Raw genomic sequence first — 11,904 nt, 5'->3', positions numbered from 1 at the left:
ATGACGCTGGAGATCCACGACGAGCCCGGCGCCCCGGGATCCGGCACGGCGGGACCCGGGGCCCCCGGCCCCGGCGCGCCCCGCCCCGGCCGGCTCGACCGGCTGCGGCTGCACCACGCGGCGTACCCGGTCACCTCGGCCGCCGCGCTGTTCGCCGTGCTCGCGGCCGTGCGGGTCGCCGGGGCCTTCACCTTCGTGGTGATGGTCCTCTCCGTGGCGCTGAGCGCGGCCGTGCTCCTGGTGCTCCCGCGCCCGGACTGGGCCGCCGCCGGGATCCGCCGGTTCGCCCTCGTGCCCGCCGCCCTCGGCACCGCCCTGGTCGCCGTCGTCTACGGCCAGACGTTCCTCGCCACCCGCGACGCCTTCGGCGACGGCGACGACAACTGGACCACGTGGATGCCGAAGCTCTTCGAAGGCATGGTGCCCGGCGCGCCCTGGGCGGACGTCGTCGCGATGGTGCTCGCCCTCGGCGTGCTCGTCCCGCTGGTGGAGGAGGTCTGCTACCGGGGCGTCCTGTACCGGGCCGTCGAGGTGCGCTGGGGCGGCTACGCGGCCGTCGTGACCACGGCCGCCGGGTGGGCGGCCGTCCACGTCGGCGACTACGGCCTCAACCCGTTCAACCTGAAGGTGCTCTGCGGGCTGCTGCCCTCGGTGTTCCTGATGGGCCTCGCCCTCGGCGTCCTCAGAGCCGTCACCGGCTCCGCGCTCGCCTGCGCCGCCGCGCAGGGCGTCTGCAACCTGCTGCTCCTCGGGGCGGCGGCCGCCTGGCTGTGACCGCCGCCCCACCGTCCCCCGGACACACCTCAGCACCCGGATGCGCCTCAGCACCCGGATGCGCCTCAGCACCCGGATCCGCCTCAACACCCGGATACGAAAGGGAAGTCCATGCCGCGCCGCCTGTTCACCTCCGAGTCCGTCACCGAGGGCCACCCCGACAAGATCGCCGACCGGATCAGCGATACGGTCCTCGACGCCCTGCTGCGCGCCGACCCCGCGGCCCGTGTCGCCGTGGAGACCCTGGTCACCACGGGCCTGGTGCACCTCGCGGGCGAGGTCACCACCACCGCGTACGCCCCCATGGCGCAGCTCGTCCGCGAGGCCGTCGTCGACATCGGATACGACTCCTCCGCCAAGGGCTTCGACGGCGCGTCCTGCGGCGTCTCGCTGTCCATCGGCGCCCAGTCGCCCGACATCGCCCAGGGCGTGGACACCGGCGGCGCGGGCGACCAGGGCATGATGTTCGGGTACGCCACCGACGAGACGGCGACGTACATGCCGCTGCCGATCCAGCTCGCGCACCGCCTCGCCCGCCGCCTCACCGAGGTCCGCAAGAACGGCTCCGTGCCGTATCTGCGCCCGGACGGCAAGACCCAGGTCACCATCGAGTACGAGGGCAGCCGCCCGGTGCGCCTCGACACCGTCGTCGTGTCCTCCCAGCACGCCGCCCACATCGACCTGGACGCGCTGCTCCTGCCCGACATACGCAAGTTCGTCGTGGACCACGTCCTGGAGGAACTGCGCGACGAGGGCACGGAGCTCGGGACCGAGGGCTACCGGCTCCTGGTGAACCCCACGGGCCGGTTCGAGATCGGCGGGCCGATGGGCGACGCGGGCCTGACCGGGCGGAAGATCATCATCGACACGTACGGCGGGATGGCCCGCCACGGCGGCGGCGCGTTCTCCGGCAAGGACCCCTCCAAGGTGGACCGTTCGGCGGCGTACGCGATGCGCTGGGTCGCCAAGAACGTCGTCGCCGCCGGGCTCGCGCGGCGCTGCGAGGCGCAGGTCGCGTACGCCATCGGGCGGGCGGAGCCGGTCGGCCTGTTCGTGGAGACCTTCGGCACCGCGACGGTGTCCCAGGCCCGCATCGAGCAGGCCATCGCCGACGTCTTCGACCTGCGCCCCGCCGCCCTCATCCGCGACCTCGACCTGCTGCGCCCGATCTACGCGCAGACCTCGGCGTACGGGCACTTCGGGCGCGAACTCCCGGACTTCACCTGGGAGCGCACCGACCGCGCGGACGCGCTGCGCGCCGCGGCCGGGGTCTGAGCCGGTGTCCGCCCCGACACGGGACCCGGTGGACGACGCCCTGCCCGCGACGCCCCTGGGAGCGGTGACCCCGACGGGCCCCGACGCGCGGATCGCCGTCACCGGATCCATCGCCACCGACCACCTCCTCACCTACCCGGGCCGCTTCACCGAACAGCTCGTCCCCGACCGGCTCGACCACGTCTCGCTGTCCTTCCTGGCCGACGACCTGGAGGTACGCCACGGAGGCGTGGCCGCCAACATCGCCTTCGGGCTCGCGGGCCTCGGCCTCAGGCCACTCCTCGTGGGCGCGGCCGGACGGGACTTCACCGACTACGCCGCCCGCCTGACCGCCGCCGGAGTCGACACCTCCGGCGTGCGCGTCAGCGCCGAGCGGCACACCGCGCGCTTCGTCTGCACCACCGACCGCGACCAGAACCAGATCGCCACCTTCTACGCCGGGGCGATGGCCGAGGCCCGCGCCATCGACCTCGCCGCCCTCGTCCCGCGCCCCGGTGGCCTGCTCCTCGTGCACATCGGCGCGGACGACCCGGCGGCGATGCTGCGCCACACGGCGACCTGCCGGGCGCTCGGCATCCCGTTCGCGGCCGACCCGTCCCAGCAGCTCGCCCGCCTCGACGAGACCCAGGCGCGCCAACTCGTCTTCGGTGCAAGCCTGTTGTTCACCAACGCCTACGAGGCGGGGCTGCTGTGCAAGCGCACGGGATGGAGCGAGGAGGAGGTCCTCACCCGCGTCGGCTCCTGGATCACCACGCTCGGCGCGGACGGCGTGACCATCGCCCGCGCGGGCCGGCCGCCGCTGCGCCTGCCCGCCGTGCCCGCACGCCGGATCGCCGACCCGACGGGCGCGGGTGACGCCTTCCGGGCCGGGTATCTCGCGGGGGTCGCGCGGGGCTGGCCGGCCGACCGGTCGGCGCGGCTCGGGTGCGCGCTCGCCGCGCTGGCCCTGGAGTCGGTGGGAACGCAGGAGTACGAGCCCTCGCGCGTACGCGAGACGGCTTACTTACCTTTTGGTGAGTACCTGACTAAATAGTAGGTACTTGTGGGAGGGGAGGCGCGATCCAAGGATGGGGGCATGCCCGACGAAACGAACTCCGCCCCCTCCACGCCCGCCGCTCCCTCTACGCCCGCCGCTCCCTCTAAGTTCTCCGCAGCCCCCACCCCCACCCCCGTCACCGTCCTCGGCCTCGGCGCCATGGGCCAGGCCCTCGCGGGGGCCTTCCTCGCGGCCGGTCACCCGACGACCATCTGGAACCGTTCCGCGGGCAAGGGCGACGACCTGGTCGCCCGGGGCGCCACCCGGGCCGCGAGCGCGGCGGACGCGGTGCGCGCGGGCGAGGTCGTCGTCGTGTGCGTCGTCGACTACGACGCCTCCCAGGCCGTCCTGGAGCCGCTGGCCGCCGACCTCTCCGGGCGCGTCCTCGTGAACGTCACCTCGGACTCCCCGGAGCGCGCCCGCGAGGCGGCGAAGTGGGCGGCCGGGCACGGCATCGCCTATCTGGACGGCGCGGTCATGATCCCGACCGTGATGGTCGGCACCCCGGAGGCGCTGCTCTTCTACTCAGGTGACGAGGCCGCGTACAAGAAGCACGAGGCGCTGCTGAGATCCCTCGGCGGCCAGTCCGCGTACGTCGGCGCGGACCACGGCCTCGCCGCCGTGTACGACCTGTCGATGCTCGACTTCTTCTGGACGTCGATGGCGGGTCTGGTGCACGGCTACGCCCTCGCCGCGAAGGACGGCGTCCCGGCCTCGGCGCTCGCCCCGTTCCTGCAGTCCCACTTCTCGCTCATCGCCCTGCTGATCGGCGAGACGGCCACGGAGGTGGACGCGGGCGCGTACCCGGGCGAGCAGGCGAACCTCGCCGTGGAGCTGGAGGGCGTCGAGCACATCCTGCACGCCGCGGAGCGCCGCGGCCTGGACGTCTCCGTGCTGCGCGGGGTGCGGGACGTCGCCAAGCGGGCGGTGGACCTGGGCCACGGCGGGGACAGTTGGACGGCGACGGTCGAGGGCGTCCGCAACCCCCGCGCGTGACCCCCGCCCCGGGCCCGGACCCGAGCGCTGGCCTTGACCTCGACGTCAAGGACTACCGTCGGGGCATGCGAATCGGCGAGGCGACGGACGCGGACTTCGGGTTCGAGGTTCGTTCCGGGGACCGGCCGGTGCTCGTGCAGTTCACGGCGGAGTGGTGCGGGCCGTGCCGGCAGCTCGCGCCGGCCCTCGGTGAGATCGCCGGGCAGGAGGCGGACCGGCTGAAGGTGGTGCAGGTGGACGTGGACCGCAATCCGGAGACGACGGTGGCGTACGGGATGTTGTCCACCCCGACGTCGATGGCGTTCCGCGACGGCGAGCCGGTGTGGCAGGTCGTGGGGGCGCGGGCGAAGCGGCGGCTGGTGGGGGAGCTGGCGGGCGCGGGGGTGCTGTAGCCCGCGGGGCCGTGGTTCCCGGCCGGGCCCTGCCGAGCCGGTACCAGGTACGTGCAGAAAAGCCCCGGACGAATTGACGTCCGGGGCTTTTCTCTGCGTATATTGGATTCTTTCGCGAAGCCCTGCCTATTCGCCTGCGTCACTGCATGCGGGGGCTGCGCGAGAATCTGTATAAGAGCACTGTAACTGGCGAGGGGCTGAATTGTCAAGCGAGGAATTGCGGGAAGAGCAGCAATTCGTCTCCGGGCTGTACGCGCGCCTCGACGCGCTGCGCGAGGAGGCCGAGTCCGCCGTACAGGCGTCATTGGCGCAGGTCGGCAACGGGTCACAGGCACGCCTTGAGCGCGATGTGATGGTGGCAGAGCAGTCCGGGCTGCTCGCCGCCTTCGACGCGGGCGAGAACGGTCTCTGTTTCGGGCGCCTGGAATTCAGGGACGGCCGTGACCATCACATCGGGCGCATCGGAATCCGCGCGTCCGACGTCGAGCGCACGCCTTTGGTCATCGACTGGCGGGCGGAGGTGGCGCGCCCCTTCTATCTCGCCACCGGACACACCCCGATGGGCCTGCGGCGACGCCGGCACATCACCAGCGAGGGCCGCCGGGTCACGGCCCTGCACGACGAGATCCTCGACCTCAGCGACACCACCCGCACCGGGCACGAGGCCGCCGACGCCGACGAGGTGCTGCTCGCCGCGCTCGACTCCGCGCGCACCGGCCGCATGCACGACATCGTGCAGACCATCCAGGCCGAGCAGGACCGCGTGATCCGCGCCCCGCACCAGGGCGTGCTCGTCGTCGAGGGCGGGCCCGGCACCGGCAAGACGGTCGTCGCGCTGCACCGGGCGGCGTTCCTGCTGTACGCGCACCGGGAGCTGCTCGCCAAGCGGGCCGTCCTGGTCGTCGGGCCCAACCCGGCGTTCCTCGGCTACATCGGCGAGGTGCTGCCCGCGCTCGGCGAGACCGGGGTGCTGCTCGCGACGCTCGGCGAGCTGTTCCCCGGAGTGACCGCGACCGGCACCGACTCGCCCGCCGCCGCCGAGGTCAAGGGGCGGGTGGAGATGGCCGACGTGCTCGCGCGGGCGCTGCGCGACCGGCAGCAACTGCCGGAGCCCGGGGCGCCGATGGTCATCGAGCACGACGACGGCGAGCTGATCCTGGACTGGTCGATCGCGTACGAGGCGCGGGACGCGGCGCGCGCGGCGGACCAGCCGCACAACCTCGCCCGGCCCACCTTCGCCTTCCACGTCATCGACGCGCTGACCCGGCAGCTGGCCGAGCGCATCGGCCACGACCCGTACGGCGGGCCCAACTTCCTCGGGCCCGACGACATCGCCCAGCTCGGCAAGGCCGTCGCCGTCAGCCCCGAGGTGCACGCCGCCGTCGAGGAGCTGTGGCCCACGCTGACGCCGGAGGAGTTCGTCACGGAGTTCCTCGCCGAGCCCGTGCACCTGTCCGACGCGGACGCCGCCGCGGTCCGACGGGCGCCGGGCGCCGACTGGACGCCCGCCGACGTGCCGCTCCTCGACGAGGCCGCGGAGCTCCTCGGCGTCGACGACAGCGCCGAGCGCGCCCGCGCGGAGGCCCGGTGGCAGCGCGAGGTCGCGTACGCGCAGGGCGTGCTCGACGTGTCGTACGCCTCCCGCACCTACGAGTTCGAGGACAAGGAGGAGACCGACCCCGACGGCGCCGAGGTGCTGCTCGCGCACGACATCGTGGACGCCGAGCGGATGGCCGAGCGGCAGGAGGAGGCCGACCACCGCAGCGCGGCGGAGCGGGCCGCCGCCGACCGGACCTGGGCGTTCGGGCACATCATCGTCGACGAGGCGCAGGAGCTGTCCGCGATGGCCTGGCGGCTGCTCATGCGGCGCAGTCCGACGCGGTCGATGACGCTCGTCGGGGACCCGGCGCAGACCGCCGAGTCCGGGGGCGTCGGCTCCTGGAGCGAGATCCTCGCGCCGTACGTCGAGGACCGCTGGGAGTACGCGCGCCTCGGCGTCAACTACCGTACGCCCGCCGAGATCATGGAGGTCGCGGCCCGGGTGCCGCGGGCCGCGGGGGTGGCCGGGTTCGAGCCGCCCTCGTCGGTGCGGAGCACCGGCGTGCGGCCGTGGGCGCGGCGGGTCGACGATCTCGCCGCCGCCGTCGCGGACGCCGTCGCCGAGGAGGCACCGGAGGTGGGGCGGCTCGCCGTGATCGCCCCTCGCGAGCTGCACGGTGCCCTCGCGGGCAAGCTGCCGGACGTGGCCGGGCCGGGCGCCGAGCTCGACCTGACGCGGAGTGTCGTCCTCATCGATCCGCGGCAGGCCAAGGGGCTGGAGTTCGACTCGGTGCTGGTCGTCGAGCCTGCTCTGTACGGGACCAGTGATCTGTACGTCGCCCTCACGCGGGCCACGCAGCGGCTCGGGATCCTCGCGTCGGGGGCGCTGCCGGACGCCTTGGCCTCGCTGCTGTAGTCCCGCCGCTGCCGGGGCGGGCTTCGCCCCCTCCCACCCGTTGCCGTCGGACCAGTCGCACCGTCGGGGGTGCGCAGTTGCGGTTGGTTCGGCAGGGGGGCGGGGTGTCGTGGCTGGTTCGGCGGGGTGCGGTGGGCGGGTCAGGCGCACAGGGCCTTCTCGACGACCTTGTCCACGTGGGACATCGTCTTCTTGTCCTTCGGCTGGGTCGTCACCGCCACGTTCGCCGCGTGGCCGTCGGTGGTGGCGCCGCCCCGGGTCTCGTAGCCGGGGAAGCTGCCGCCGTGGCCCCAGTAGACCTCGCCGGGGCGGCAGGGGAGGGGCTTGCTGACCAGGCCGAGGCCGTAGCGGGCGCCGGGGCCGAAGGTCTTGTCGGCGCCCTTGACGGTCGTGCGCATCTGGTCCAGCTGGGGCTTCTTGAGGAGGCGGCCGCCCAGGAGGGCGGAGTAGAAGCGGTTGAGGTCGGAGTTGGTGGAGACGAGCTGGCCCGCCGCCCAGGTCCAGGACGGGTCCATCTCCGTGACGTCCCGCAGCGGTGCGCCGGGCTTCTCCTGGATGTAGCCCTGGGGGTGGGCCTCGCGGATGGTCGCGTCGCGAGGGGCGGGGAAGTAGGTGTGGCGCAGCCCGATGCGCTTGATGACGCGGCGGTCCAGCTCCTTGGCGTACGAGTGCCGGGTGACCTTCTCGATGATCATGCCGGCCAGGACGTAATTGGTGTTGCTGTACTGCCACTTGGTGCCGGGCGCGAAGTTCGCCTTGTGCTTCAGCGCGATGTCGACGAGGTCCTTGGGCTCGTAGTGCTTGAGCGGGATGTCGTACTCGGTGTAGTTGGGCAGGCCGCTGTTCTGCTGGAGGAGGTGGCGGACCTTGATGGCGTCGCCGTCGATGCCGTCGCCGCGCAGGAGGCCGGGGAGGTGTTCGCCGACCGGGTCGTCGAGGCGGAGCTTCCCCTCGGCCACCAGCTGCAGGACGACCACGGCGGTGAACGCCTTGGTGTTGCTGCCCACCCTCACCTGGCCGTCGCGGGGCACCTCGGCGCCGGTGGCGAGGTCGCCGACCCCCGCGGTGGAGGTGCGGGTGCGGCCCGCCGGGTCCTTGACGCTCGCCAGCGCCGCGGGCATGCCGTCGTGGTGCACCAGTGCGTTCAGGCCCTGCCGCACGGGGTCGGGCTCGGTGGCCGTCGTCGCCGCGGCCGGCGTCGGCGCGCTCGCGACGAGGATGCCGACCGCCGCCGCTGCCGCCGCCGTCACGGCGCGGTGCCGACCGCCCGGCCGCCGCCCGGCCGAAGGAACGCTTCGTCGCCGCTGTCCACGCATGTGCCAACTCCCGGGAAGGTGGGGAACCGGCGGATGATCACCGCCGGGAATCACCTTGTCCGGGCGTGGTGCCGCCGGGCGATACGGCCAGCCGGTCGCCTTCAGGTGGGGCTAGCACCATGTCGGCGGACGGGGGGTTCGGCGGAGGATGGTGCCACCGGGGAGCCTCCAGGGGGCCTCCGGGCGGCTGATGTGGCACCAAGGCGCCACAGTCGCGCCACGTCGCTGACCTGCGTACTAATGACTCCAGCCCGAGTTTGGCGCCATGCGTGATGCCTGTGGTGCCATTAATGGCTCGTCATGGCGCCATGCGTGTGCCATCATGGCGTCATGGGCAGCGCACCCCTCGGCCTCACGGTCGGGGGGCGCGCGTTTCGCGGAGCGAGTCGAAGGGGTCGGATCATGGGGACAGCGCAGAGCCAGGAGCGGACGGCACCCGGCGCCTTCACCGCCTTCGCCCGCTTCGTGCTCTGCGGCGGCGGGGTGGGGGTCGCCTCCAGCTTCGCCGTGCCGGCGCTCGCCTCCTGGATCCCCTGGGTCCTGGCCAACGCCCTGATCACCGTGGTCTCCACGCTCCTCGCCACCGAGCTGCACGCCCGCTTCACCTTCGGTGCGGGCGGGCGCGCGACCTGGCGCCAGCACACGCAGTCCGCCGGGTCCGCGGCGGCCGCGTACGTGGTCACCAGCGTGGCGATGCTCGTCCTGCACCAGCTGGTGGCGGCGCCCGGCGCGGTCGTCGAGCAGGCCGTGTACCTGTCCGCCTCCGCGCTCGCCGGTGTCGCGCGGTTCGTCGTCCTCCGCCTCGTCGTCTTCGCCCGCGGCCGCACGCAGGCCCCGGCCGCCCCCGCCGCCCTGCCGGTGCCCGCGACCGTGGCCCGCGCCACGGCCCCGGCCGGCCCCGCGGCCCTCTGCTGCGCCGCCTGACGCGGAGCCCTCGACGCCCTCGCCCTCCCCTCGACGCCACCGCCCTCGCCCTCCCCTCGACGGCGCCGTCCCCGGCCGGGTCCGCCCCGGCCGGGTCCGCCCCGGCCGGGGACGGCGCCGTCCGCGTCGGGTCCGGCCTACGCCGGGCGGAGCCAGATCGTGGCGAGCGGGGGCAACGTCAGGCGCAGGGACGTGGGATGGCCGTGGGACGGGGTCGCGTCCGGCTTGAGGGCGTGGGGGTTGAGGGTGTCGCTGCCGCCGTAGCGGGCGGCGTCGGTGTTCAGGACCTCCTGCCAGGCCGCGTACTCCTCCGGGACGCCCACCCGGTAGTCCTGCCGGACCACCGGCGAGAAGTGGCACACCGCGAGCAGCGGAGAGCCCTGCGCGTCATGGCGGAGGAAGGCGAACACGTTGTCCTCGGCGGCGTCCGAGTCGACCCACGCGAACCCGCCCGGGTCGGTGTCCCGCTGCCAGAGCGCGGGCACGGCACGGTACAGGGCGTTCAGGTCGCGCACCAGGTCGCGCACGCCCCGGTGGTCGGGCTCCGCGCCGTACGCCGGGTCGAGCAGCCACCAGTCGGGCCCGTGACCCTCCGACCACTCCGCGCCCTGCGCGAACTCCTGCCCCATGAAGAGCAGTTGCTTGCCCGGGTGGGCCCACATGAAGCCCAGGTAGGCGCGCTCGTTCGCGCGCTGCTGCCACCAGTCGCCCGGCATCTTCGACACCAGCGAGCCCTTGCCGTGCACCACCTCGTCGTGCGAGATCGGCAGGACGTAGTTCTCGCTGTAGGCGTACACCATCGAGAACGTCATCTCGTGGTGGTGGTGCTTGCGGTGCACCGGGTCCTTGGACATGTAGCCCAGCGAGTCGTGCATCCAGCCCATGTTCCACTTCAGGCCGAAGCCGAGGCCGCCGAAGCCGCCGGGCCCGGTGTGGTGGGTGGCCCGGGTGACGCCGTCCCAGGCGGTGGACTCCTCGGCGATGGTGACGACGCCGGGGCAGCGCCGGTAGACGGTGGCGTTCATCTCCTGGAGGAAGGCGACGGCGTCCAGGTTCTCCCGGCCGCCGTGCTCGTTCGGCGACCATTCGCCGTGCTCGCGCGAGTAGTCGAGGTAGAGCATCGAGGCCACCGCGTCCACGCGCAGGCCGTCGATGTGGAACTCCTCGCACCAGTACGTCGCGTTGGCGACGAGGAAGTTCCGCACCTCCTTGCGCCCGTAGTCGAACTCCAGGGTCCCCCAGTCGGGGTGCGCCGCCCGCGCCGGATCCTCGTGCTCGTACAGCGTCCGCCCGTCGAACTCCGCGAGCGCCCAGTCGTCGCGCGGGAAGTGCGCGGGCACCCAGTCCATGAGGACGCCGATCCCGGCCCGGTGCAGGGCGTCGATCAGGTGCTTGAAGTCGTCGGGCGAGCCGAGGCGGGCCGTCGGCGCGTAGAAACCGGTGACCTGGTACCCCCAGGAGCCGCCGAAGGGGTGCTCGGCGACGGGCATCAGCTCCACGTGCGTGAAGCCCAGGTCGGCCACGTAGGCGGGCAGCTGGTCGGCGAGCCGGCGGTACGTGAGCCCGGGGCGCCAGGACGCCAGGTGCACCTCGTACACCGAGAACGGCGCCTCGTGCACGGGGGTCTCGCCGCGGCGCCGCATCCACTCCTCGTCCCGCCACACGTGGGTCGACTCGTGGACGACGGAGGAGTTCGCGGGCGGCACCTCCGTACGGCGTGCCAGCGGGTCCGCGCGGTACGTCATGCCGCCGTCCGGCCGCGTGATCTGGAACTTGTACAGCTCACCCGCGTCGAGGCCCGGCACGAACAGCTCCCACACCCCGCTGCCGCCGAGCGACCGCATCGGGAAGCCCGCGCCGTCCCAGAAGTTGAAGTCCCCCACGACCCGCACGCCCCGGGCGTTCGGCGCCCACACCGTGAACCGGGTCCCGCGCACCCCCTGGTGCGTCATCGGCCGCGCACCGAGCGCGTCCCACAGCCGCTCGTGCCGGCCCTCGCCGACCAGGTGCAGATCGAAGTCGCCGAGCGCGGGCAGGAACCCGTACGCGTCCGGGGTCTCCAGCTCCGCCCCGTCGTACGTCACGCGCAGCCGGTAGGAGTCCGGAACGGCGCGCAGCGGCACCACCGCCGAGAAGAACCCCTCCCCGTCGTCGGCCAGTTCGGCCCGCAGCTCCCCGGCGACGACGGCCACGGCACGGGCGTACGGCCGCAGCGCGCGGAACGCCACGCCGTCACCGGTGAGGTGGGCGCCGAGCACGGAGTGCGGGTCGTGGTGGGTCCCGTCGAGCAGCCGGACACGGTCGGCTTCGGGGACAGGGGAGACGGGGGCGGCGGTCGCCCTGGCCGTGTCGACTGCTTCGACTGCCTGGGCCGCCTTGACCGTCTTGGCCGCTTTGACCGTCTTCTTGGCTGCTGCCGCCTCGACCGTCTTCTTGGTGGCCTTCTTGACCGTCTTCTTGGCCGCCTTGGCCGTGCCGGTCTTCTTGGCCGCGGTCTTCTTCGCCGTGGCCTTCTTCGCGGCGGTCTTCTCGGCCGCGCTCGGCGGCTCGCCCGCGCGCGCTGACGCGGACGTCTTCGGGGCCCTCGGCGACCGCGCCGGATCCGGCTGCGCGGGCGTGCTGTCGGGCTCGTGTTCGGGGTGGTCCGACGGGGTGCGGGAGGTGGGGCGGCGGGTCACGGGGGGCGGCCTCCTGTCAGCGGGCGGGGGTGCGCGGCGGGGCGGGGCGGCGGGGCGG

Annotated in this window: 9 protein-coding genes; 7 read left to right on the top strand and 2 right to left on the bottom strand. The window is 73.5% G+C overall.

Annotated features, from left to right (window positions below; translation table 11 throughout):
• The 6 genes from QUY26_RS11380 (at nucleotide 1) to QUY26_RS11355 (ending at nucleotide 6,928) form a co-directional block, all read left to right on the top strand.
• Nucleotides 1–774 (top strand): CPBP family intramembrane glutamic endopeptidase, encoded by a 774-nt coding sequence (locus QUY26_RS11380; protein WP_289945606.1) that lies wholly within the window; start codon nucleotides 1–3, stop codon nucleotides 772–774.
• Nucleotides 775–885: 111 nt separating this feature from the next.
• Nucleotides 886–2,049, top strand: a complete 1,164-nt coding sequence (gene metK, locus QUY26_RS11375; protein ID WP_289945605.1) for a methionine adenosyltransferase — start codon at nucleotides 886–888, stop codon at nucleotides 2,047–2,049.
• A 91-nt stretch (nucleotides 2,050–2,140) separates the two neighbouring features.
• Nucleotides 2,141–3,082 carry a carbohydrate kinase family protein gene (locus QUY26_RS11370; RefSeq protein WP_289955654.1) on the top strand — a complete coding sequence of 314 codons (942 nt, stop codon included), beginning with the start codon at nucleotides 2,141–2,143 and terminating at the stop codon, nucleotides 3,080–3,082.
• Nucleotides 3,083–3,124: 42 nt separating this feature from the next.
• Nucleotides 3,125–4,081: an NAD(P)-dependent oxidoreductase gene (locus tag QUY26_RS11365; RefSeq protein ID WP_289945603.1), complete on the top strand. Its 957-nt coding sequence runs from the start codon at nucleotides 3,125–3,127 to the stop codon at nucleotides 4,079–4,081.
• Nucleotides 4,082–4,146: 65 nt separating this feature from the next.
• Entirely contained in the window at nucleotides 4,147–4,473 is a 327-nt protein-coding gene (locus QUY26_RS11360) for a thioredoxin family protein (protein ID WP_289945601.1), read from the top strand.
• A 202-nt stretch (nucleotides 4,474–4,675) separates the two neighbouring features.
• Complete coding sequence (locus QUY26_RS11355) at nucleotides 4,676–6,928, top strand: HelD family protein (RefSeq protein ID WP_289945599.1); 2,253 nt, start codon at nucleotides 4,676–4,678, stop codon at nucleotides 6,926–6,928.
• Nucleotides 6,929–7,068: 140 nt separating this feature from the next.
• Here the strand turns inward: QUY26_RS11355 and QUY26_RS11350 are convergent, their stop codons facing one another.
• Nucleotides 7,069–8,178 carry a serine hydrolase domain-containing protein gene (locus QUY26_RS11350; protein ID WP_436840306.1) on the bottom strand — a complete coding sequence of 370 codons (1,110 nt, stop codon included), beginning with the start codon at nucleotides 8,176–8,178 and terminating at the stop codon, nucleotides 7,069–7,071.
• A 468-nt stretch (nucleotides 8,179–8,646) separates the two neighbouring features.
• On the opposite strand from QUY26_RS11350, the gene QUY26_RS11345 reads away from it, so the two are divergent.
• Complete coding sequence (locus tag QUY26_RS11345) at nucleotides 8,647–9,168, top strand: GtrA family protein (RefSeq protein WP_289945596.1); 522 nt, start codon at nucleotides 8,647–8,649, stop codon at nucleotides 9,166–9,168.
• Nucleotides 9,169–9,305: 137 nt separating this feature from the next.
• On the opposite strand, the gene glgB is transcribed toward QUY26_RS11345, so the two are convergent.
• On the bottom strand, nucleotides 9,306–11,846 hold the full coding sequence (gene glgB / locus QUY26_RS11340; protein ID WP_289945594.1) for a 1,4-alpha-glucan branching enzyme: 2,541 nt from the start codon (nucleotides 11,844–11,846) through the stop codon (nucleotides 9,306–9,308).
• Between the last annotated feature and the right edge of the window lie 58 nt (nucleotides 11,847–11,904).

The organism is Streptomyces flavofungini (genome assembly GCF_030388665.1).
GTDB lineage: Bacteria > Actinomycetota > Actinomycetes > Streptomycetales > Streptomycetaceae > Streptomyces > Streptomyces flavofungini_A.
Note: the sequence above shows the minus strand (reverse complement) of the source record. Positions and strands in the feature narration are given on the sequence as shown.